This window comes from Paenibacillus arenosi, from assembly GCF_014841135.1.
In the GTDB taxonomy this organism is placed as follows: Bacteria; Bacillota; Bacilli; order Paenibacillales; family Paenibacillaceae; genus Paenibacillus_B; species Paenibacillus_B arenosi.
This window is the reverse complement of sequence record NZ_JACYTN010000016.1, coordinates 1-23,711: the sequence shown is the minus strand read 5'-3', so window position 1 is coordinate 23,711 and position 23,711 is coordinate 1. Positions and strand designations below refer to the sequence as shown.

Below are 23,711 nucleotides of genomic sequence, written 5' to 3'. Positions count from 1 at the left end.
CACCTCTCTGAATTGTCCTCCTGATATGGAAAAGTGGCGAGATTGTCTTTACAAAAGTGGACATCAGGGACATATATGGCAGCGGCTGACTACAAGAAAGAAATTACTACATATAGTGCATGTAAAATGATGGTGATACTAAATATAGTTTATTTACAGAGGGTTCACTATGTTTCTTTTTGAAAAAAAGTGTCCACTATTAGAAAGACATTCACTTCCGGAATTCCATCTACAGCGGACAAAAATAAGGCAAACATTCCACCTATCGTGTACAAGGGTATTGTAAAAGACCTGGGTTGTAAAGAGGGGCAGAGGGCAGGGGGGAGCATGGATGTAGTTTCGTTTCGTTAAGAGTGAACGCTGCAAATAAATTGGAAACCGTAGACGCAGTTAAATGAACTTCCGAACTGCAATCAGTTTACAGCAATGCCCAATCTATGTTGTTATAATAACGAGGTTGGCTATTCATTTCATTTACATGTCATTTCGCCATTCATATTCTCCATTACTCAAAAAAAGCAGGTGTGCATATATGGATCATATCCGACTATTAATAGCGGATGACGATAAGGAGATACGGGAGTTAATTCGAACGTATTTGCAGCGAGAAAACTATCAAGTTGACACAGCAGCAGATGGGGAAGAGGCACTGCGTTTGTGTGATCACCATACATATAATCTCATTTTACTAGACCTCATGATGCCGAAGCTCGATGGTATTGAAGTATGTAGAAGGCTGCGTCAGACGATGAATGTGCCGATTATGATGCTGACCGCGAAAGATCAAGAAATGGACAAAGTGATCGGACTAAGTATCGGGGCAGATGATTATATGACGAAGCCGTTCAGCGTTCATGAGCTGGTTGCTCGCATTAAAGCGCAGTTGCGACGGTTTATGGTACTAGGGAGCAGCGAGAACCGTGTTCCGAGCGAGCGTTCAGAGGAGTTGCTGCGCTATAAAGGCCTAATCATCGATATACGAAAATACAGCGTGAAGAAGAACGGAGAAGAAGTAGCGTTAACGGCTAAGGAATTTGAGCTGTTGAAGTTTTTTGCTTCGCATCCGGAACAAGTATTTACGAAGACGCAAATTTTCCGCCAAGTGTGGAGCAGTGAATATCTTGAGGACGATAATACCGTAATGGTACATATTCGAAGATTGAGGTTGAAAATAGAATCGGATCCATCTCATCCATCGTGGATACAGACCGTATGGGGAATTGGGTACAAATTTGTAGGTGAAAAAGATGAATCGTGATAAGAGTATGCTGCTCATCATCGTACAATTGCTGCTCTTAGCGGCCCTTTTCATGGTGGAATGGACCAATCAGCCCCAAGGCATGCTGCGTGGGGTTTTATTTAGTATGCTCATTTTCGTAACGGGAAGTTTACTGTTTATACGAATTCAGTTAAGATCAAAGCTTCGCAGCGTAGGATTGGCATTGAAGCGGGCTGTTCAAGGGAATGCGAACACTCGGATATTAACCAATGATAATCCGATCGTTGAAGAAGTCATTTTCTCGATCAATGAATTGATTGAGCATATAGCCAAGGTCCAAGTTCAATCGGTACGCTCTGAGGCAGCAAGAAAGAGTCTGCTTACAAACATTTCACACGATATTCGCACACCGCTTACGTCCATCATTGGTTACGTGGATGCGCTGAAAGATAATATACCAGCTTCGCCAGAGGAGCGGGAGCAGTTTGTTCAGGTCATTTCGAATAAAGCGGTCGCCTTAAAGGAATTGATCGATGAAATTTTCCATTTAGCAAAATTGGATGCAGATGAAATTCCATTGAAAGTGGAATCGGTAGATGCTGCCGAATTGGCCAGAGAAGCGGTAATTTCCTTTTTACCAGAGTTGGATCAGCACAAAATAGAGCTGCGGGTTGGACTGCCAGAGGAGAAGTGCATGGTGTTGGTCGATCGACTCAGTCTGCTGCGAATTTTGAACAATCTTATAAAGAATGCTATCCAATATGGGAAAGAAGGAAAGGTACTCGGAATCGAACTCATGCAAACGTCCCATAGCTATCAGTTTAGTATTTGGGATAAAGGGGCAGGCATTGCCGAACAAGATGTGATGAACATATTCGATAGAATGTACCGTGCAGATCGCTCAAGGAGTACGCTGAATGGCAGCAGCGGCCTAGGGCTCGCGATAAGCAAAGCGCTTGTCGAGAAAAATGGCGGTGCCATTTGGTTGGAAAGTGAGCCTGGCATAAGAACGACGTTTAACTTCACGATTCCTAAAGCGGGGATAACTAGTCACTCAAATATACCGAACCAAGTGGGATGACGGTTGAAATAGAATCCATGTAAGAAATCGTTAAGAACTCGTTAAGAGGCATGTAAACTCTACTGCTTACAATAGAGCTACATTCGGTTGATTATTAGCAGATCTATCATCGTTCATTAGCAGGAGGTGCTTGCATGACAGCGGTCATTCAAACGACTAACTTAACGAAACAATACGGAACGCAAAAGGCAGTAGACAGCCTTCAGCTCAATGTAAAGCAAGGTCAAATCTATGGTTTTCTAGGTCGAAACGGCGCAGGCAAGACGACAACGATTCGCATGCTGTTAGGGCTCGTCAAGCCGACAGAAGGCCAGATTGAGATATTTGGTGAGAACCTATTCAAGCATCAAAAAGAAATATTAAGAAGAATTGGCTCTATGGTTGAGCATTCGGGTTTCTATGAGAATTTGACAGGTAAAGAGAACTTGCTTATTAATGCGAAACTAATGGGTGTTCATAAGAAAACTGCGATTGAGGAAGCATTAGAAATTGTAGGGCTAGAACAAGAAACGAAGAAGCTAGTTGGCAAATATTCGATGGGCATGAAGCAGCGGCTTGGAATCGCAAGAGCTATTCTTCATCATCCTGAGCTGCTTATTTTGGATGAGCCTACGAATGGCTTGGACCCTGTTGGAATTAAGGAAGTCCGTCGACTGATCAAGTCGCTCGCAGTGGAGAGAAAGCTGACCGTACTTATTTCTAGCCATATTTTATCCGAAGTAGAGCAGTTGGCTGATCAGATTGGGATCATTCATCAAGGGAGACTGCTTGAGGAAGTTTCTTTTGAAGAATTGCGTACGAGAAATCGCAATTATATGGAGCTGCAAGTGTCGAATGACAACAAGGCTGCCATGCTGTTAGAACAGCACTTTGAGGGAGTAGAGTATGAGGCTCATGGTGAAGGCTTCTTGCGCATTTATTCTCATATGGGTCAGCAGGGCAAGCTGAATAAGCTGCTCGTTGAGCATGATATCGAAGTAACGAGAATAGCGATAAGCGAAGATAGGCTGGAAGACTACTTCATCAAGCTGATAGGCGGTGGGACGATTGGTTAACTTGTTGTATACCGAGCTGCTGAAGTTGAAGCGGGCAAAGATGTTTATGGTCAGCGTAACGGGAGCAATGGCAGCACCTATTATGATGTTTATCGCCTTTTTGAGTATGAAACGAGAGAAGCCAGAGACGATTCTTACGTTCGATGTGTCATTTTACAATACGAATTTGAATGTACTTATGCTCATCGGTACGCTGCTGTATGGAGTAATAGCGGCTTACTTGTTTAGCCGTGAATATACGGAAGATACATTGAAAAACTTGCTGACGATTCCGGTGTCCAAAACGAGTCTAATCGTGAGCAAATGGCTGCTGCTGTTGATATGGATTTTTGCTCTGACGATAGTTGCTTGGGTAATGACCCTCTTGCTAGGTTTGGTAGGCCAATTTGAAGGATTAAGTGTGGCGGTTATCGTCGATTCTCTTGGACAGTTTTTTGTAGGAGCGTTTCTACTATTCTTGTTATCGACCCCAATTATATGGATTACGATGCTATTTAAAAATTTTGTGCCGACGATTATATTTACTGCGGTGGTTACGATGGCCAATCTTACGGTTATTGATACAGACTATCAAGGTCTATTTCCCTGGTCAGCAGTACATATGGTGGTAACGAACAGTGCGGAATTCGTTTATCCAATCTCCTATTCGTATGCTATCATTTTTGCTACTTCTGTATTTGGACTAGCAGCAACGATTATTTATTTTAGGAGATCAGATATTGATTAATTCGTGAGGAGGTTAGACGATTGAATTGGTGGGAGTTATTTGCGGCGTTTGTATTAGGTATCGTAGAGGGGCTGACAGAGTTTGCGCCCGTGTCCTCGACAGGGCATATGATCATTGTTGATGATTGGTTGTTTAAGACGAAAGAAATGTTCTCGCCCGAGGTGGCCAACACGTTCAAGGTCGTTATCCAGTTCGGTTCGATTTTGGCGGTCGTTGTTTTAATGTGGGATCGGTTTATGACGATGTTGGGATTGAAAAAGGTGACGGGCGAGCAAGCTTTGCAGCCGCGTTTAAAGCTAACGCAAGTCATTGTAGGTATTTTACCGTTCGGAATATTGGGGTTTATATTCGAAGATTTTATTGATACGTATTTGTTCTCTACGCAAACAGTTGTGATTGGACTTGTACTTGGGGCATTTCTTATGATTGCAGCGGATTTGCTCGCACCACGTGTGAAAAAGGTAGAGACGGTAGACCAAGTTACGTACAAGCAAGCGTTAACGATTGGTCTCGTACAGTGCTTGGCGATGTGGCCGGGATTCTCTCGATCTGGATCTACGATATCAGCTGGCGTACTGCTGGGCTTGAGCCATCGCGCGGCTGCTGATTTTACTTTTATTATGGCTGTGCCGATTATCGGTGGAGCAAGCTTCTTGTCATTGGTGAAAAGTTGGGATGCGATTACGGCAGATGTTATTCCATTTTTCGTCGTAGGCTTTATTAGCGCGTTTCTAGTTGCTCTTGTTTCGATTCGTTTCTTCTTGAAGTTAATTAATCGCATTAAGCTTATTCCGCTGGCGATTTATCGTATCGTATTGGCAGCTGTTATTTATTTCGTATTTTTGTAGGAGCAGGTTCATTCCGAGTATCGTAATTGAATCGGAGCAGTTAAATCCAGCTGTATTCCTGAAAAGAAAATAGATATGAATCGAACCTCGAATCTCCAATATCGCTTGGAGCAGTCGAGGTTTTTTTGTGCTGTGCAACTAGCGGTGGAAGAACGAGAGGCTGAGTAAAATTACAGCTAGGGACTGAGGTGAAGGGATATGAATGTTGATTAAACTATGGTTACAAGTAAAGCGGTCTTTATGGAGAGCCGAGGGGGAGAAGAGCAATATGCTGCAAGCGTTGAAATTTGCGAATTTTACAAAGCTGCTCGCGGGAAGATTGATTTCTAACATAGGTGATAGCTTCTATATGTTATCTGCGATGTGGCTTGTTTATGATTTAGGTGGTTCTACCTTTTATTCAGGCTTGGCTGTGTTTCTCACTTCGATTCCTCGTATTGTACAGTTTTTATATGGACCGCTTATTGACCGTTGGCCGTTGAAGAACATGCTAGTTGTGACTCAATTAACCCAAGCCATTTTGCTGCTTATTTTACCACTTAGTTATTGGCTTGATTTTATTTCTGTAACGTTAGTTCTTATTTTGCTGCCGATTATCGCTGTATTGAATCAATTTATATTTCCTGCGCAGATGTCAGCTCTGCCGAAAGTGCTGCCAAAGGAGCATTTGACTGCGGGCAACGCGTGGTTTAGCGCTGCTAACCAAGGTAGTGAAGCTGTGTTTAATGCATTAGGTGGCGTTTTGATTGCATTAATAGGGATTGTAAGTATGTTTATGATGAATTCCGTTCTTTTCTTGCTGGCTTCGCTTATTTTTATGACACTGCGTCCTATTCCTAGCAATATGGAAGGGAAAAGTGGGGGCAAGGGTGAGGGGAATGGTCTGTCTGGAGAAGAAGTTGTTCGTAGAACTGCGTCAAAGCTGTCTTTCAGACAGTATGTGAAAGAATTGATGGAAGGTGTAGCTGTTCTTCGCCATCCTTATATTATACGTTTGTTAGCGGGAATGATTGTGATTAACTGTGCGGGAGGCGCTGTGTTTGCAGTCCTACCCGGCTTGGCTCAAAGCTCTGACTGGTATGGAATGATGCTTGCCTCTGTAGCGGTATTTAGTATGGTGGGGGTGCTGTTGGCTCCGCATCTACGACCAGAAACGCTTCCTATGGGGGCCATGTATATTGGTGCTTTTTTATGGTGCGGGCTTGCGTGGTTCGCAGCTGCTCAAGTTTCGAGTATGTGGCTGGCAGTACTTTTGTATGGAATGGGCTGGGTGCCGACAGCAATTACGAATATTATTGCGATGGTATTTATGCAAAATCTTATACCCGCACATTTATTAGGTAGAGTTATGGCTGCGGTTGGAAGTATTGGTGCAGTGGCGATGCCAATCGGTGCTTTGTTAGGGGGCATTGGAGGTGCTGCACTGAGCAGCGCGGCTGTCCTTATGATTAGTGGCTTGCTTGTTGTGCTGGTAGCCGTCGTTTGGCTGATCGATCCAGTAACACGTCGAATGGGAGCTGTGACGAAAATGGATACAACGATGTTCTTTCCGCAGCAGGGGAGTATAGGTGAGGAGCGGGTTAGCTTGAGCTAGTGTTGGTGGGTTAGGGTGTTAATCTGCCATGTGATTAACAGTAATAAGGGTCGGGGGCTTCTGGTGTAGAGAAGCCCCCGACCTTATTTTGGCTTGAATGGCGTGTCTTTGTTTACAGCCATTCGAGCAGCATTCCGCCAAGGGCGCCGGCGATGACGACGGCCCAAGGCGGAACTCGCCAATGCGTGAGCAGCACGAATAGGGCTGCTGCGAGCGCAAAGTCGGCCGGTGCTTGCACGGTCGACGTCCAGAGCGGCGTGTATAGTGCCGCGATAAGGATGCCTACGACGGCGGCGTTGACGCCGAAGAGGGCTCCTTGTGCGCGCGAGTTCACGCGCAGGGCGCTCCAGAATGGGAGCGCACCAACGATGAGCAGGAACGCGGGCAGGAAGATCGCGATGGTTGCTACAATTGCACCTAGCCAGCCTTGAGCGACAGCTCCAATATAGGCAGCGAAGGTGAAGAGTGGACCAGGAACGGCTTGCGTAGCACCGTAACCGGCAAAGAAGTCAGCTTTGTCGAGCCAACCTGTAGGTACAAATTCACGTTCAAGTAAAGGCAGTACGACATGACCGCCGCCAAATACGAGCGAGCCAGCCCGAAACATACTATCGAATAACGAGACGAACCAGTCGCCTATGCCTGCTTGACGCAGCAGGGGCAAGGCTGCAAGCAATACGCCAAACAGCGACAAGCAAATGATCGCTGTTCGACGGCTAATTGGCACATGGATATGCTCTGGCTTCGGCATTTCCTTGTGCCTATACATCCACACGCCGGCACAGCCAGCGGCAGCGATGACAAGTACTTGCGCCAAGGCTGTCTGCCACAGCAGGACAGCGGCGGCAGCCGCCACGGCGACGGTGGCGCGACCACGGTCTGGCGCCAATTTCGAGCCCATGCTCCATATGGCATGGGCAACGATAGCCACGGCCACCAGCTTGAGGCCGTGGAGCCATCCCGCGTTTGCGATACCTGAACCTTGTATCGCCAGCGCGAATAGGGCCAACGCTGCTGCAGACGGCAGCGTGAAGCCCAGCCATGCGGCTATGCCGCCAAGCAGGCCGCCGCGCAGCACACCAATACCAATGCCGACTTGGCTGCTCGCCGGCCCCGGCAGGAACTGGCATAGCGCTACTAAGTCAGCGTAGCTGCGCTCATCGATCCATTTACGACGCCGCACATATTCTTCATGAAAGTAGCCAAGGTGCGCGACAGGGCCTCCGAAGGAGGTCAGGCCAAGCTTCAAGGCGAGTAGAAATATTTTTAATAGGTTTCGTTCTGTTGGAACCGCTGTAGTTCCAGCGTGTTCGGATTGTGACATGATGTTCTCCTTTAGTCATAAATGAGTCTACTGTAATGACAACAGTTGTTTCATTTTAACTAAATAAGTTCTTACAATAAAGGCCTATACGGAAACTTGAGAGTTGCACAATTTAAAATCAACCAATAATTTCATGGATATTTATAGTTATATATTTATAATTGAATAGATGTATTTATAAACATATATAACATGGGGGAAAATCATGAAAAAGAGAATTGCAACACTACTCTCGCTAACTCTTGCGTTCAGCACTTTGCTTAGCGCATTGACAGCGCCAGTAAGCGTTGAGGCAGCCGCAGCAAATGAAAGCAAGCAAACAAAGCCTGTTGTCACATTTAAAGATGTAGATTCGCATTGGGCAAAAGATAAAATTACAGAGTGGGCAGCGCAAGGTGTTGTCTCCGGCGCATCTGCAAATGAGTTCAAGCCGAATCAACAAGTCACACGTGCAGAGTGGGCAGCGATCGTAAACCGCATGTTCCAACTTAATGAACAACAGCCTCAAAACTATACAGATGTACAAGCAACGGTTTGGTATGCAGATGCTGTAAACGCTGCGACAACAGCGGGCTACATGAAAGGCTATACGGACAGTACATTTAAACCGAATGCAACGCTTACGCGTCAAGAAGCGGTAGCTTCTTTGTCTCGCTTGTTAAAATGGAAGACAAACAATACAGTTCTTGCCTATAAAGACAGTGCAGATATCCAGCCTTGGGCAACTTCATCTGTATCTGAAGCGGTTTATCTAGGTGTAGTTAAAGGATACGAAGAAGGTACATTTAAGCCAAATCAATCTCTGACGCGTGCAGAAGCAGTAAGCATCTTGGATCGCGCATTTGATACATACGGCGTATGGTATGGAACAGCAGGTATGTATGGCTCTGCAACAAAGCAAGAAACAATAAACGGTAACGTTATCGTTAACGTTCCTGGCATTACATTGCAAAACCTTCATATTAAAGGTGATCTTATCCTTACTGAAGGTGTTGGTGAGGGGGACGTAGATCTAAGTAAGGTAAAGGTAGATGGAGAAACGAGTGTATATGGTGGCGGTAAAAACAGCATTTACGTAAACGATAGTGTTCTTTCCAATGTTATTGTAAATAAGCAAAATGGTACTTTGCGTGTAAATGTGAAAGGTACATCTACAGTTCAAGAGCTAGTACTGCAATCGCGAACAATCGTTGATGTACAAGACAGTGCAAAAGTAGCACAAGTTCAACTATCTGAGAAGCTTAAAACTCAGTCTGAGGTTCAACTAAATGGTGCATTTCCTTCTGTTACAGTAAGCACATACGGTAGCAACTTGAAGCTTGGACAAGGGTCTGTTCAACAGCTAACGGTAAACAAAGAAGCAAAAGGAACAAATATTGAGACGGGCAATGATACGAATATTACATCATTGATCATAAATGCAGAAACTAAAGTGACTGGCACAGGGACAATTAAGCAAGCGACGATTAATGCGTCTGGCATCAGCTTTGCCACTTCTCCAAAGGAATGGAAGCTAGGCGAGAACGTAAGCAAAGATATGGTCGTGGTTGTTGCTGGCAAAGAGACCAAAGCCGGAGATCTGATTAAATCTACAACCACTTCCGGTGGTGCAGGCGGAGGCGCTATCGGTGGTGGTGGTTCTGCTGGTGGCGTCACGCCAGAAAAGCCAAATGGCAATGACGGTCAAGGGAATAATGTTGTAGTAAAAATGGACAAAGAAGTCTTTACTGTTGGTGAAGTGGTATACGGAACTATCGGTAAACAAGAACAAGGTACAGTATACATCGTGCAAAAAGAGTTAGAGAATATAGATGTTGAAGAGATGGAAAAAGCATCTCCAGGTAATTGGTTCAAGATTTTAAAAGCGGAAACTAAGCCTGATGGGACATTCTTTTCTCCTGGATTATTTGTCCATGGTGAATATGTAGCTATTTTTGTAGATAGCAAAAAGCAACGCTTCCACAGTCAATCCTTCTATCTTTGGAAAGATATAAATTCTGTATTTACGTCGTCTGGAACATATCAAGTGCCGATTGGTGACGATGTTAATGACGTCGTGATTCGATCTAAGTTTAGTCATCCGCTTCGAGCAGCTAAAGGTGTCAACCTACATCAATCAGTTATGATAGCGACTTATGAAGAACCGACGTTTAAGCCTCTGCATTCAGATATTAAAGTAACAATTAACCTGGATAGCATTGAGATTCAACCGTCGACGAAACTTAGTAATGAATGGGTTGTTTTTAAGGTATTGCCTAATGTTGTGACATCGGTAATCACAGGTGAATCCAATATGGAAGTGGAGAGTTATGCTTTGAATCCAGTTACAACGATTAGTTTCCCTGGAATGTACTGGAATTGGAAAGTGGAGGGTCTCTCAGTTAAAAAGGGCGATAAAATCCCTATGAAAGTAAATGAAGGGAATGTTTTTTATCTGTATGAAAGTGTTATCGCCGCTCATATTGATATTGTTACTGAAACAATGGATAGAGAAGTAAAGAAAGGTCTAGCTAAAAAACTAGTGATTAACAGTAAGGATATAAACGAGATTCATTACATGGACACTAGTGGCCTTACAGCTGGAACTTATTATATTTTTTCCAGCTCACTTAATGTCTTTCATCCGACGGGAAAAGGTTGGCCAGATACTGATTATAGAACTCGCGTAGAAATTATCGAGTAGCATTGAAACTATAATTGCTCCTTTGTTAGTTTTTTATTAAAGGGGAGTTTTATTTACAACATCTAACCTACTCTTTAACAAGACAAGCACTATCGTTTACAATATAGGCTACACCATGTTTAGAGCCGAGGATCATACCTCGGCTCTTTCTGCATCATTAGCCAAGTAAATAAAGGAGCGTGTTTATGTCAACGAACACGGAGGCATTGATTTGGAAACAAAGGTTACGGGCGCTAGGTGAAATGTGGTTCAATCCAAGAGAAGTAATGCGTGAACATATGCGAGTAACCAAATCAGATGGCTTTTCATTGTTACTTGTAGGAATTAGCTCATTTTTCGGAACGTTGGATGGCTATGCCAAGAATGGTATGGGGGATCATTCACCTCTAGCTACGATTATTTTGCTAGCCTTTGTTGTGGGAATCATTAGCGGCATTATTAGCTTTTATATTAGTAGCTATCTTACGCTTTGGGTGGGGACGATGCTCGGTGGAACCGCAGATAGCCAAGAGATTCGTGCTGTTACGGGGCTGGCTGGATATGGACCTTCAGCGATTACGGGGCTGCTCTGGATTCCGTCTCTTTTCATATTTGGCAAGCAAGTATTTACAACGTCAGCTACCGGTTTCTTAATAGCTGGATGGGCTGCTCTTATCGCGATTGTTGGCTTTGTAATCGTAATATGGAGCTTTGTTCTATTGGTTGTTGGTATTTCAGAAGCGCATCAATTTTCTAAAAAAAGAGCATTGGCATCGATATTTCTGCCTGCTATTCTCATTTTCTTCATCGCCATAATTCCTGCTGTAATGCTAGGATAGGCAACGAATACCACTTACTTCTCAGCACTTTCAACAACGATTCCCACAGTTCTCCAAAGATACAGTCATCACTAATCACCACCACATTACACTTCATCTATAAAATGTATATACTTTCCACTTGTGCGCAAACTACGCGTACAGGAGGTGAGGGAAATGTGCCGTCAATTATCACTCAGTACAGATTATTCGGAGCTGCAGTCAACCTTCAAGCTCGATGAATCACGAATTGCTTATCGTCCACGTTATAACATAAGACCGACTCAGTTCATTCCCATCATTATGGAACAAGAAGGACGAAGAGTGCTGGATGCTTACCGCTGGGGTCTTGTGCCGTTCTGGGCGCCAGACGCTATCAATGCAGATTTAACAGCCGTTGCGGAGAATTCCTCTTATTTTAGGATGGTGGAGCGTAGGCGCTGCCTTATACCTTGTAACGGATTGTACTATTGGCGCAAGCAGGAGAAACGAATGCATCCGGTTCGTGTGGTGTTACAGACAAGGGGAATCTTCGGTATTGCAGGGCTGTATGAATGTTGGCGCAGTCCACAAGGTGAAGATCATTACAATTGTACAATTGTGATGTCTCGTGCAAATCAAACGATACTGGAGTTTGATTCTCGGATGCCTGCTATACTCGATCAAGATGAGATGGAGGCGTGGCTTCAACCAAACTCTTTGGAACTAGACTATTTGAATCGATTGTTAAAGCCAATTGAAGATGAACGTTTGCATCTGTATCCGGTCTCACCGCTTATTCAATATGAGCATCATGATGATAGTCGCTGTATTGAAGAGATGGATCTAAAGCGTGCGTGGATAAAAGCCTAAATAAAAGTTGACAAAAGTTCGTTTTTCATATGTAGGGCATAATCTGCACAGTCTGTCAGCTGCGAGAATGCCGAATAACATGTAAAGAAGAGTAGGTTCTTCCTCTGTGGAAGAACCTACTCCTTTTTCCAGTAGCTAAGAATCATTCATTGTTTCGTTCTAACTTTCATGACGATCCATAATAGCAATGTACAGAAAAGAGCGGCAGTAATGCTAATCAGTAGAGCACGTAATATCGGCTGATTCGATGATGTGTCATCTACAGTACCAATCATTCTGGCGCCCATTAGGTTTGAACCACCGTCGCGATCTGAATGCTCGTTTTGAGCCTGATATTGTTTCAGGGCATTAATGATGGGCGTGGACTGTATAGCTTGATCATTAGGGACACCAAATGATTGCAGATCTTGATTAGGAGAGGCAATCGATACGAGTTCTTGCTGCGTTTCTCCTAGCTTCACGATATATTTATCGGACTTATCGATAACGAGAATATATGGATTATTGGCAGCAGTAGGGAGCTGCTGTAGCGCTGACTTTACATAACTGGAATCACCGCCAAATGAATGGAGTTGATAGCCAGAAGGAGTGTTACCTACCCGTAAAAAGGACATTGCTTGTTGATCGCTATAGACGATAAATTCCCATTGGTCAGTAGGGCGAATTACATCTTGAAATGTAGTGGATGCAGGAAGGCTGAGTTGTTGTGGGTCAATCAAGTACACGGGGAATCCTTCTCCAATGGTTACATTCTGTACTTCTTGCCCGGATGAATAACCGTATCCAAGAGGATCTTTGCTGACTGCTTCAATAAACAATTGACGGGCTTCTTTTTCTACATAGTTCTGTACCTCTGTAGGAATCGTTTGCGATTGAAATGCGGCTGCCGTTTGAATGAAGGGCGTGCCTATGAACAGTGATGCAAATACGATGAACGTTAGTGTCAACGCAGTTGTAGCGGATGAAATCATTTTTCTCATCATTTTCTTCCACCTCCTATTTGAACTTGTAAAGATCTTTTAAGCCCCAACGCCAAGTCTGATTATATGAATTGCCGCCCTTGAATTCGGTATAACGCATTGATGTTTTGCGGCCGACAAGAGGGTCCATATAGTTGAGCATGTCATTGCCCCCGACCGAATCGTAACCATAAATAACGACGACATGTCCACCTCCCGTACTCCATTGCCAAGACACATAAACGGGGCGACTGCCATTGTCAATTTGCGTCTTTACATCGGAATAAGGAAGAGCTCCATCATACAGCCAGCTCGATATTCCAAATTGGACAAGTCCGTTTTGTGTTTCTTGTGCGCTAGCGGACACGTCAGAGCATGTAGAAGTACCTTTGACTGCTTTGGCGATATCGCATTGGGACACATGTTTACCGTAGTATTTCAGAATACTGGCACTGGCTCCCGCCCAACACCATAAGCTCTGTTCTTGTTTGACTGCAGGATAGGAAGGAATGTTTGTAGCTTGCACTTGAGCAACCATCGAAATAGTGAATACGGTGCAGAACGTAGAGATGAGGATCATTGTTTTCTTCCATTTGCTTGCAACCATAGAGCTCCCCCTTAATTTGGTTTTAATAGGATATTTAAGTGGCACATCATTATTGACGAGTATAGGGAAACAGATGTTTCACGTTCTTCTAAAAAAATCCAAACATTTTACATGAACTTATGAAATTAACCTCATTTTCTCACTGTTTTCTAATCTATCTCTCACGGCCTTCTTTGTTTCGAACTGTAAAGTAAGGTCTAAGAGAACAACTAAGGGAAATATTTGGGGAGGAAGTAAAATGAAAATTGTAATGATACCATCTGGTTTTAAAGAATGTTTAGATGCTGAGGAAGTTGCAATCGCGATGCAAGAAGGGGTATGTCGCCTGAATCCGTTGGCAGATATCGCAGTCATTCCGATGATCGATGGAGGAGAAGGTTTCGCGAAGACGATTATTAACATAAAAAAAGGTACGTTGATTCACAAAAAAGTAATAGGACCAGTAGGGAAGGTTGTTAAGAGTCACTTTGGCGTATTCACCGATGAATGTGGTAAAAAGACCGCTGTAATTGAGATGGCTGCGGTAGCGGGCTTGAAGCTTGTGCCGCGTAATCAGCGCAATCCGTTGTGGACAACGACGTATGGGGTCGGACAATTGATTTCGGCTGCTTTGGACTTGGAAGTGGACAATATTTTGATCGGGTGCGGAGATTCTGGGACTTCAGATGGCGGTGCTGGGATGGCTCAAGCGTTAGGTCTACGTTTCCTTGATAAGAACGGAGCCGAGATGGTCGTACGCGGGGGCGGAGACTTGGGCCAGGTGGCAGATATGGATCTATCTCACTTGGACGAACGTTTGCGTAAGGTGAATATTGATGTGGCATGCAACTGGCACAATGTTCTGTGTGGTGAAAAAGGTGTGGCGCGAATATTTGGGCCGCAGAAGGGTGCAACGGAAGAAGAAGTGGAGCAGTTATCATCTGCCTTTGATACGTATGCAGCATTGATCCAAGAACATCTTGAACTTGATGTACGTCAATCTCCGGGCAGTGGAGCTTCAGGTGGTCTTGGAGCTGGGTTAGTTGCCTTTACAGGTGCGAAATTACATCCACGCTACGATGTTATTATGAAATACATTCAAATCGAAGAGACGATTGAGCAAGCTGATGTTGTATTGACAGCAGAGGGATGCTTGGACTTCCAGACGCCGAATGGCAAGATTCCGGCTGAAGTTGCTCGTATTGCCAAGAAGCATGGAATTCCTGTCATTGCGATTACAGGCACAATCGGCAAAGACGCTCATGTGAACTATGACAACGGGATTGATGCATTCATGAGCATTATTCAAAAACCAACTTCACTGGAAAAGGCAATGATTAAAGCATCCGCTTGGATCGCTGATAGTGTGGAGGCATCTATGCGCTATATTCGTATCGGTTATCAGATCGCGCAGCGTGAGCAGCATCAAGGAGGAATCTAGTAGGATGGAGCCTGAATTAAGTAGACGAACTTCAACACGGCAGCGGTGGGGAACTCGTCTTACGCAACTATCGAGCAGTCATGTTTTTAGTGCTCTGGCTGTAGTTATATCCATTGTGCTCATAGCGCTAGTGGAAGGACTTCCGTATGAAGCAAAAGTAACGGCCTTCTTCTTTCTCTTAGCGATGGGATTATGGATTGGAAGTTCGCTTCCAGCGGGTTATGTAGCATTAGGTGCTGTTATTGCCATCGTTCTATTCCGTGGTGCCGAGGCTTCTTTATTGTATGAATCGTTTGCAGAAGAGGTTGTCTGGCTAATGGTTGGAGCGTTCGTCATTGGTGAAGCCGTTCGTGAATCAGGGCTTGCATCTCGATTTACACGCGCTGTTGTTCGAAGAGCGCGCCATTCCGGACATGTTATGACATTACTGACGTTAGCGCTTCAAGTCGTATCTTTTTTCATTCCGTCCACGTCAGGGCGGGCGGCATTATCGATGCCGATCGTGAAGGAGATTAGTGCTTTGTTGCATAGCAAGCGTCAGAAGCAGACGCTTGCTATGCTTGTACCAATCATGATCTTGATGAGTACATCGGCTACCTTGATTGGTGCAGGTGCACATGTGATCGGAATTGGTATATTAGAGCAGACGAGTGGTCAGACCATTTCCTATGTGCAGTGGTTTATTTGGGGGGTTCCCTTTGTACTGGTCATTTGTGCAATCTCCTTACTTGTCTTACAAAAGCTATATGGTTCTAAAGAGCCTCTGCAACCTTTAGCCGAGCCTTCTCGTTCGATTGAGGCGGACCATGTATGTGCGAGCGATAGCAGCCGTTTAACTGTAATGGAGAAAAAGACGGTATGGATGACAGGCGGACTCATTGTTGCTTGGATGACGGAAAGTTTGCATGGCTATGATTTGGCGTTCATTACGATGATTGGTGCACTGCTGTTTATGACACCGCAATGGGGTGTTATCACATGGAAGCAGGGGATTAAGTCGGTATCGTGGAGTTTGATCGTATTCGTTGCCGCTGCGACAGCGCTTGGAAAAGGGCTCGTCGAAACAGGAGTTGTGAATTGGATTCAACAGCGTCTGTTTCAGTTTCTTGATGTGCTTCAGCATGTTCCGGACTTCTTCATTTTGTTAACGGTGCTAATTATTACGGTTACTTCGCATTTATATATTACTTCTCATACGACTCGTGCCGTTGTTATGATTCCAGGGCTGATCGTATTTGGGCAATCGCTTGGTTTAAACGAGACAGCGATCGTGTTTCTTAGCTTAGTGGCTATGAACTACTGTGTTACATTCCCTGTTAGTTCGAAGGCACTGCTGCTATTCTATGAGGACGAAGAGGTTGCTTACGATGCGAAAGATTTGTTGAAATTAAGTATGATTATGCTGCCTATTTATGTTCTGGTTATGATCGTATTTTATTATACGTACTGGAACTGGACAGGATTGAGTCTATAGAGCGTCTGTGGTTTGTTGGGGTTTAGGCTGGAATATCATCTTGATGAATGTCTTTGCTGCTATTTTGGGTGTGATATAATAGACCGATAGGAACGAATGATCGGATAACACCTAGAAAGGAGCTATGCTTATGCCTCCAAGACCCTATCCCGAGTGGTCGTGGTCGCCATCACGGCACAATCTTTTTCAAGAATGCAGGCGCAAGTACTATTATCACTATTATGCTGCTCATAATGGCTGGTTAGCAGAGTCTTCTGTATTGGCCCGTAATGCCTATCGTCTTAAGCAGATGACTAATTTATATTTAGTGTTCGGTGATGCTGTTCATAAAATGGCTGAAGAAACGATCAAACAGTATCATCATTATGGCAAGGCCATCGAGGCAGATGAACTTGTGAGACGTATACGCAAGCTACTTAATCAGGCATACTTGGATTCTAGAGACGTCGAGACATGGCGGCTGCATCCGAAGTCGAGATTAATGCTGGAGGAAGTATATTATCTTGGCAGTTTGCCTGATCGGCAAGTGGAACAAATTCGCAGTCGGCTTCCTATATTGGTGGATCGGTTGCTAACTAGCGAAAGCATGCAGATGTTTATGCATGGAGACGGTTGCCATCTTGTTGAGATGGAGAAGCTGAATACGATTCAGCTTCAAGGTACAAAAGTTTATGTGAAGCTAGACTGCATGTTCCGCAAACAGGATCGCTATATGATCGTAGACTGGAAGACGGGGCAGGAAGATGAGCGCAATGATACACAGCTAAGGCTTTATGGCTGGTACGTTCATGAGAACTATGGTATTCCTTATGAACGCATCGATATTCGCACGGAATATTTACTGAGCGGCCGTTGTCAAATTGATCAAGTAGATGAGCCTGAAATGGAGGCGCTTGTTGCTTATACAGAGTCTAGTATCTCCAAGATGCGAAGCTATTTGCTCAATCCGGAATTGAACGAACCGAAGCCGCTGGAAGCATTTGAAGTAACCGATGATGAACGACGCTGCCGTCGCTGTGCATTCCGTGAAATTTGTGAAGGGGCGAAGTCGCAGCCGTCTGAAGATGGATGATATAGCCGAGGGGGGCTGAATCGTTGGATTTGCATATAACTCCTAAAGGTAAGCGTGTTCGAATGGAACATGAGTTGAAGCATGGGGATGAACCTTCGCAAGCTCGCTTGCCGTTATCATGGTTTCGACAAAGTGCGCTGCCGCTCGCTCCACAATTGCTTGGACGTACGATTGTCCGTGTAACAGATCAAGGTATTATTCGGGCGCGTATTGTGGAGACGGAGAGTTATGTCGCGCCACACGATAAGGGCAGTCATGCTTATAACAACCGTCGTACCAAAAGAACGGAGACGATGTTTCAAAAAGCAGGGCATGCTTATGTGTACCTTATTTATGGGATGTATCATTGTTTAAATGTCGTTGCTGCCCAGGAAGGACAGGCAGAAGCGGTACTTATTCGTGCTGCTGCGCCATTAACAGAGCACGATGAATCAATCATGAAGAGATACCGTTCACTCAACTCTAACAAGGTCGTTAACTTGAGCAATGGACCTGGCAAGCTGTGCCGAGCTATGCATATCGATAAGAGCTTTGATGGCTATGATATGATGGATGGGGAAGAAATGTGGCTCGAAGCTGGAAAGCCTGTATGGCCAAGTCGTATTTTATGTGCACCGAGAATCAATATTCCTTATGCAGAGGAATATGCAGACGTCTTGTGGCGATTTTATGTCGCAGATGACCCGTACGTCTCTGTTAAAGACAAGCAGGCAGTTTCTTTAGCTACTCATGAACGTATGATCGAGACGTTTGGTTCAGAGGGGTTTAGTTGGACTTAGATGAAATAGGCGAAGCGTTCAGGCTAGTGTTGTTATTTTAAAGAAATAGGACAGCTTATATGAACATTAGGGGCTGACTGATGTAAGCGTAAAGCTTACAATGTACATAGGATTACATTTGAATACAAGTAGGTCATTTGCTAGAATGGCTACAACATATATCAAAAATGAACGGATATAGACAATGAGGAGGGCTTCGGATGGCAGCCAATCAAAAAATAAACGTTGCAGCACAAACGGACAATCAATCAAACAATGAAGTTTGTGAGATCGTATGCTATGATGCTGAAAAAATTAGTGCCTTGAAGCATACCGTCGATGATAAAGAAGCACAAGGGATGGCACAGTTATTCAAGGCGCTGTCAGATCCGACGCGGATGAAAATGGCGATGTATTTGGACAAAGGGGATGAGCTGTGCGTATGCGATATGGCGATTTTGACGGGGCATACGATTGCTACTACGTCACACCATCTTCGCTTAATGCGTTCTCTCGGAATTGCGAAGTCACGCAAAGAAGGTAAGAATGTGTTCTATTCCTTACATGACCATCATATAAGATTGCTTGTGCGTATGACTTTGGAGCATATGCGTGAGGAGCATTGTCAGGCGGAGTAATTATATAAGTAGTCCCTGTTTAGAAAATAGGCTGCCTTTCTGTAGATAACCGTATGGCTTTCTGCTGGATAAGGCAGCCTTGTTTTATTGCTGTTATTCCTTTGGCAATGCTAGATCTCCTGGCTTGATGTGGCCGGATTTGCGCAGCAGTAAGTATATCGGATACGATATAACTGCGGGCAAGAGAATATAAGTGATGAGCATAGCTGGAATAATATAAGACGGGTTATACATTTGTACCAATGTAATGGGTGCAATGAATGAACAAAGTCCCATGCCTGCGATCTGGCTTGGCGCTTCAATATGGAAGATGAGCGCAGACACAGGTCCCATTACTGCACTGGCAGCTGCAGATGGAATAATAATCTTTAGATTTTTCGTAATGTTGGGCAGCTGAATTTTAGGTGTGCAGATCGCTTGTGCTAATATGCCACCAATATCATTTTCCTTAGCGGAAATAAGAGCGAAGGTGATAAATGGTGCTGCACAACCAGCCAAAGCTGCTCCTCCAGCTAGTCCCTCAAGATTAAGGGCAATGGCGAGTGCAGCTGAGGAGGCTGGCGACAGGAGAAGCAGGCCCCATACCACTGCCAATACGATTGAACTAATGAGGAGATTGATTTCCGCTGCTGTTTTAATGAAGCCGCCGGCTGTATTTAAAATAGGTGTAATTACAGCGCTTAGCCATAGCCCAAGCAGTCCAGCCAACACAATGGAGGCAAGAGGGACAAGCATCATATCAACAGGAGTTCGTCCTGTTAATCTTTTGCCAATATACACGGCTGCAGTTGCTGCCAAGAGGGCACCAATGGGTTCTCCTGTAATAATCGATACTCCTATCGGGGTGATCTGAATGGCTCCTGCCCCGACTGCTGCGGCAATCATAGCTGAGAATACGATCAATCCCGTCGAACCTAGCATGAAGGCAATCCCTGCTCCGATTGCTGGCGACATGAGCATTTTAGCCACGAAACCAATCTTCATAAGCGCTGACCAGCCTGCAAGCTTACCTACATTTTCGATGAGTAACCCGATCCCTAGTGTGACAAATATGCCTTGGGCAATTCCGTTAGACGCTTTAAACATACGAGTCATTATATATTCTCGTCGTGGGCTCATCGGTGTGTCTCCAATCCGATGGAGCTCATGTATGGTTTGAGAGTGATTATGGAGTGATTGACTAAGCAGTAGGCGATGCTGGAGCCAATCGGCTTTGTGCCGATAATTGCTATTTTTCGTGTGTCACTTGCCAAAGAGATAATCCCCTTTCACCTTAGATCGAGGTGAATCCCAGCGATCATGCCTGCACAGGGTTGTGTCCCTGCATGATCGCTGCCATCGAGACTAGTATGTGCCAGTTCTCCACTTGTATGTACGAATTTGGGTGTCCGCGCGTCGAAGACAATGAAGATGACAAAATATATTCAAAATTAAGCCGCAATCTCGACAGTATGATAGAGGAAGATAAAGAAAGAAATAGAATTATGTTTGAATATCGATTAAATTAAAACAAGGAAGTTCATGCCTGTGTGGCGAATAGTAACAAACAAATTGAGAGGTGACTAATCATGTCGAAACAATCACGCAAAAAAGGAAACAAAAAAATTAGTAAAGTAGCTTTAATTGCTTTCCCGATCATTCTTGTTCTTCTAATCGTATTAGTTGGTTATTTGGATAAGACAGGTAAAGAACAAGCGCAGCTAGAGAAGGAAACACATGTTGTTCCGTTCGATTTGTCGAATCAGCCAGTTATCGGTTCTAAAGACGCTAAAGTAACGCTTGTTGAGTTTGGCGACTATAAATGTGGTTCTTGTGTGAACTGGAAGCAGCACGTGTATCCGCAATTGAAGAAAGACTTTATTGATACAGGAAAAGTGAATCTATCATACAGCAACATGACGTTCCAGCCAGGAAATACTCGCTTGGCAGCACTAGCTGGGGAAGCAGTATTTGCTCAAAACAATGATGCATTCTGGAAGTTCCATGAGGCGCTTTATATGGATCAAGTGCAGCACTTAACACAAGAGTTTACTGTAGAATACTTGTTAGATATCGCGAAAAAAGCTTCACCAGAGTTAGATCTAAAGAAGCTTGAAGATGATATCCGCAATGAGACTTATGCAGAACAATTGGCACATGATGACCGTGTAAGCAAAGAAGCAAAGGTTAACTCGACACCTACCGTATTCATCAATGGCAAGTTGCATATGACAGAGGAACCATTGAACTATGAAGAGCTTAAGGCCGCTATTGAAAAAGCACTGGCAGCTTCCTAAACTCAACAGTTTAAGGTTACATAACCACCACTCGCAGGGAATTTATAAACCCATAAAGGAGGCGTCGTAATGTCTTTTTTCCGCCGCTATGGTCTGTACATGGCTTGGATAGTAGCGCTTGTTGCTACTGCAGGCAGTTTGTATATGAGTGAGATTTTACTATGGGAACCTTGCAAATTATGCTGGCTTCAACGTATTTTCATGTACCCACTTGTTCTACTGCTTGGTATTGCTGCTTACCGCAACGATCATTCAATTATCGTTTACGCGCTGCCATTTCCGATTATTGGTGGGGGCATTTCCATCTATCATTACTTGTTGCAAAAAGTGGAGAGTTTTGCATTGAAAATGGGGCCCTGCAAAGTCGGAGTTCCTTGTAATTTCGATTACTTGGAGGGCTGGTTGACGATACCGATGCTCGCTTTGATTGCCTTTATTTTGATCATCTTATTGCTTGTAGTTGGCAGAAAACCTGAGTAACAGGAAAGGAAAGGGATTCAGCTGTACGAGGATATATAATCGCTAATCTTTTTGGGGGAGATATAGAGATGAAACTCGGTTTAAGAGCTAAGATGGTATTGGGAATATTGATCGTATCTTGTATTACATACGGGACGAGCGGGTTCTTTATATTTGTAATCAAGCCTTATCTTGCGCCAAATATGAATGACCTGCTCTATAGCTCAATTATATTCCTATTAGGCATATTTTGGACATGTCTGCTCGGCTGGGTGGCTGCACAAGTCATTGTTAAGCCACTCATGCAACTGACGAAGGCGGCCTATAAAGCTTCTAGGGGGGAGCTTAATGTTAGTTTGCCGACCTATGCTCATCAAGATGAGATTCAAGTGCTTGTAGATGCATTTGGTAAGATGACGGATAATCTCAATAACATTGTCCATGAAATAAAGAGCAGTGCCAACGTTACGACGACGAGCACCGTATCACTTAGTCAAGCAATGGCACATGCTGCTGGTCAAATTGAGCATATCGCTGTAACGACAGAGCATATGCACGAGGGTGCGGAGCGACAAGCTGTATGGGCGAAAAAGACTTCTGCAACGATTCAAGAAATTCATGAATCAGCTGTTTCGGTTCAGAAGCGCGCTGCTGATACGCAGCAGATGACTCAGCAAATGTTAAGCACATTGTCACAGAGCGAGCATATGCTTTCTTCTATTATTGACGGTATGCTTCAGGCTGCTGTTTCAGGAAAGCAATCGATTCAAACAGTGAAGCGCTTGAATGAGCAAGCGGAACAGATTGGAACGATATCTTACACGGTGAAAGAGATTGCTGACCAAACGCATTTGCTTGCGTTAAATGCATCTATTGAAGCCGCACGCGCGGGGGAGCATGGTGCAGGGTTTGCTGTTATTGCATCGGAAGTACGCAAGTTGGCAGAGCAGTCAGCGGATGCAGTAAATGACATTAATGAGCGCATCGTTCAGATGCAAGCTCAAATGAAAGAAGCCGTAAACTTGATTACATACCAAGTGGAGAGCGTAAACAAAGAAGCTGACAAGAAAGATGAGGCAGCATTAGCCTTATCGAACATTGCTTCAGTGACGAAGCAAGCTTCCGCTGCTGTGCATGAGATTGCTGAGGCTGTGCATGAACAGACGGCTCGTTTCTCCAACACACTGGAACAAACCGAGCAGATGACAAGCATTTCAATGGAAATGGCTGCGGGGTCTAGGGAGGTAGCTAGCGCTACGCAAGAGCAAAATGCATTCATGGAAGAGATGGCTGCTTCGGCTGACTTGCTGCGTGATCAAGCGGATCGACTTCGGGATCAAATTGCTGTCTTCAAAGATTAAAACGGCTAGCTGATGATAATAGGATTAGCAGATGTAATCATGCCATCATTTGTATAAGTACGGAGAAAGTGGGGGCCTATAAATGGCTCCCATTTTTTAAAATGGGCTGTCCTTCAAGTCATCGGTTGATGTAACTGAAGTACAGCCTTTTTTGTTGTAGAAAGCTTTAGCTTTTTGCGTTCAGGGGCTGGCATAAAATAGTTCAACTCCCTATCAGCTTCTTTCCAAATGAGCTTGAACGCCACTGTTCTGCCGATACCTAGTTCTAGTTAGCAAGAAGTTGGATTGGTACGTGTTTGTTCATCGTGTGAATGGAGCTATGAATTAGATACATTGGCATTTGGACAAAAGTGCAGCTATTTAACGGAAAAACTCACATTAGAAGGTCAAGTCCATATTTATGTGTAAATTCCTCGCCGTCAAAATGGTTTATCCACTATTTGGTTTGAGGACGTCGCCAAGTATGGTACGCATTGAGATCTACGTACTTTTTCCCTGTCGTCCATT

General features: G+C 44.3%; 21 protein-coding genes. 17 read left to right on the top strand and 4 right to left on the bottom strand.

Annotated elements, in window-relative coordinates; translation table 11 throughout:
• The first annotated feature begins 532 nt into the window (after positions 1–532).
• From IFO66_RS16390 to IFO66_RS16365, 6 genes are all read left to right on the top strand, one after another.
• Positions 533–1,258 carry a response regulator transcription factor gene (locus tag IFO66_RS16390; protein ID WP_192026201.1) on the top strand — a complete coding sequence of 242 codons (726 nt, stop codon included), beginning with the start codon at positions 533–535 and terminating at the stop codon, positions 1,256–1,258.
• Positions 1,248–2,300, top strand: coding sequence for a sensor histidine kinase (locus tag IFO66_RS16385; protein ID WP_192026200.1), 1,053 nt, complete (start codon positions 1,248–1,250; stop codon positions 2,298–2,300). The genes IFO66_RS16390 and IFO66_RS16385 overlap by 11 nt, the downstream gene beginning before the upstream one ends.
• A gap of 134 nt (positions 2,301–2,434) precedes the next feature.
• Positions 2,435–3,355 carry an ABC transporter ATP-binding protein gene (locus IFO66_RS16380; protein WP_192026199.1) on the top strand — a complete coding sequence of 307 codons (921 nt, stop codon included), beginning with the start codon at positions 2,435–2,437 and terminating at the stop codon, positions 3,353–3,355.
• A complete protein-coding gene (locus IFO66_RS16375; RefSeq protein WP_192026198.1) occupies positions 3,348–4,082 on the top strand; it encodes an ABC transporter permease in 735 nt (244 codons plus the stop codon). Before IFO66_RS16380 ends, IFO66_RS16375 begins: the two co-directional genes overlap by 8 nt.
• Positions 4,083–4,102: 20 nt before the next feature.
• The gene (locus tag IFO66_RS16370) at positions 4,103–4,930 is read left to right on the top strand and encodes an undecaprenyl-diphosphate phosphatase (RefSeq protein ID WP_192026197.1); all 828 of its coding nucleotides are present in this window, start codon (positions 4,103–4,105) and stop codon (positions 4,928–4,930) included.
• A 202-nt stretch (positions 4,931–5,132) separates the two neighbouring features.
• The gene (locus IFO66_RS16365) at positions 5,133–6,524 is read left to right on the top strand and encodes an MFS transporter (RefSeq protein ID WP_192026196.1); all 1,392 of its coding nucleotides are present in this window, start codon (positions 5,133–5,135) and stop codon (positions 6,522–6,524) included.
• A gap of 112 nt (positions 6,525–6,636) precedes the next feature.
• Here the strand turns inward: IFO66_RS16365 and chrA are convergent, their stop codons facing one another.
• The gene (gene chrA / locus IFO66_RS16360; protein WP_192026195.1) at positions 6,637–7,848 is read right to left on the bottom strand and encodes a chromate efflux transporter; all 1,212 of its coding nucleotides are present in this window, start codon (positions 7,846–7,848) and stop codon (positions 6,637–6,639) included.
• A 205-nt stretch (positions 7,849–8,053) separates the two neighbouring features.
• Here chrA and IFO66_RS16355 point away from each other — a divergent pair, with 205 nt between their 5' ends.
• The 3 genes from IFO66_RS16355 to IFO66_RS16345 all read left to right on the top strand — a co-directional run bounded on the left by IFO66_RS16355 (position 8,054) and on the right by IFO66_RS16345 (position 12,180).
• A complete protein-coding gene (locus tag IFO66_RS16355) occupies positions 8,054–10,531 on the top strand; it encodes an S-layer homology domain-containing protein (RefSeq protein WP_192026194.1) in 2,478 nt (825 codons plus the stop codon).
• Positions 10,532–10,716: 185 nt separating this feature from the next.
• Positions 10,717–11,349 carry a Yip1 family protein gene (locus IFO66_RS16350; protein WP_192026193.1) on the top strand — a complete coding sequence of 211 codons (633 nt, stop codon included), beginning with the start codon at positions 10,717–10,719 and terminating at the stop codon, positions 11,347–11,349.
• A 156-nt stretch (positions 11,350–11,505) separates the two neighbouring features.
• Positions 11,506–12,180, top strand: a complete 675-nt coding sequence (locus IFO66_RS16345) for an SOS response-associated peptidase (RefSeq protein ID WP_192026192.1) — start codon at positions 11,506–11,508, stop codon at positions 12,178–12,180.
• Positions 12,181–12,326: 146 nt separating this feature from the next.
• Here IFO66_RS16345 and IFO66_RS16340 read toward each other — a convergent pair whose 3' ends face one another.
• Positions 12,327–13,163 carry a hypothetical protein gene (locus tag IFO66_RS16340; RefSeq protein WP_192026191.1) on the bottom strand — a complete coding sequence of 279 codons (837 nt, stop codon included), beginning with the start codon at positions 13,161–13,163 and terminating at the stop codon, positions 12,327–12,329.
• Positions 13,164–13,176: 13 nt separating this feature from the next.
• Positions 13,177–13,746 carry a papain-like cysteine protease family protein gene (locus tag IFO66_RS16335; protein WP_192026190.1) on the bottom strand — a complete coding sequence of 190 codons (570 nt, stop codon included), beginning with the start codon at positions 13,744–13,746 and terminating at the stop codon, positions 13,177–13,179.
• A gap of 238 nt (positions 13,747–13,984) precedes the next feature.
• Between IFO66_RS16335 and IFO66_RS16330 the strand changes: the two genes are divergently transcribed.
• The 5 genes from IFO66_RS16330 (at position 13,985) to IFO66_RS16310 (ending at position 19,108) form a co-directional block, all read left to right on the top strand.
• Positions 13,985–15,166 (top strand): glycerate kinase family protein, encoded by a 1,182-nt coding sequence (locus tag IFO66_RS16330; protein WP_192026189.1) that lies wholly within the window; start codon positions 13,985–13,987, stop codon positions 15,164–15,166.
• 4 nt (positions 15,167–15,170) lie between these two features.
• Positions 15,171–16,640 carry an SLC13 family permease gene (locus tag IFO66_RS16325; protein ID WP_192026188.1) on the top strand — a complete coding sequence of 490 codons (1,470 nt, stop codon included), beginning with the start codon at positions 15,171–15,173 and terminating at the stop codon, positions 16,638–16,640.
• A 130-nt stretch (positions 16,641–16,770) separates the two neighbouring features.
• A complete protein-coding gene (locus IFO66_RS16320; protein WP_192026187.1) occupies positions 16,771–17,712 on the top strand; it encodes a PD-(D/E)XK nuclease family protein in 942 nt (313 codons plus the stop codon).
• Between the two features lie 23 nt (positions 17,713–17,735).
• Positions 17,736–18,491: a DNA-3-methyladenine glycosylase gene (locus tag IFO66_RS16315; RefSeq protein ID WP_225445825.1), complete on the top strand. Its 756-nt coding sequence runs from the start codon at positions 17,736–17,738 to the stop codon at positions 18,489–18,491.
• A 200-nt stretch (positions 18,492–18,691) separates the two neighbouring features.
• The gene (locus IFO66_RS16310) at positions 18,692–19,108 is read left to right on the top strand and encodes an ArsR/SmtB family transcription factor (protein WP_192026186.1); all 417 of its coding nucleotides are present in this window, start codon (positions 18,692–18,694) and stop codon (positions 19,106–19,108) included.
• A gap of 93 nt (positions 19,109–19,201) precedes the next feature.
• Here IFO66_RS16310 and IFO66_RS16305 read toward each other — a convergent pair whose 3' ends face one another.
• On the bottom strand, positions 19,202–20,227 hold the full coding sequence (locus tag IFO66_RS16305) for a PTS sugar transporter subunit IIC (protein ID WP_192026185.1): 1,026 nt from the start codon (positions 20,225–20,227) through the stop codon (positions 19,202–19,204).
• Positions 20,228–20,676: 449 nt separating this feature from the next.
• On the opposite strand from IFO66_RS16305, the gene IFO66_RS16300 reads away from it, so the two are divergent.
• The 3 genes from IFO66_RS16300 to IFO66_RS16290 all read left to right on the top strand — a co-directional run bounded on the left by IFO66_RS16300 (position 20,677) and on the right by IFO66_RS16290 (position 23,204).
• Positions 20,677–21,384: a DsbA family protein gene (locus IFO66_RS16300; RefSeq protein WP_192026184.1), complete on the top strand. Its 708-nt coding sequence runs from the start codon at positions 20,677–20,679 to the stop codon at positions 21,382–21,384.
• Between the two features lie 69 nt (positions 21,385–21,453).
• Complete coding sequence (locus tag IFO66_RS16295; RefSeq protein ID WP_192026183.1) at positions 21,454–21,864, top strand: disulfide oxidoreductase; 411 nt, start codon at positions 21,454–21,456, stop codon at positions 21,862–21,864.
• Between the two features lie 68 nt (positions 21,865–21,932).
• Positions 21,933–23,204, top strand: coding sequence for a methyl-accepting chemotaxis protein (locus tag IFO66_RS16290; RefSeq protein WP_192026182.1), 1,272 nt, complete (start codon positions 21,933–21,935; stop codon positions 23,202–23,204).
• Positions 23,205–23,711: the final 507 nt, after the last annotated feature.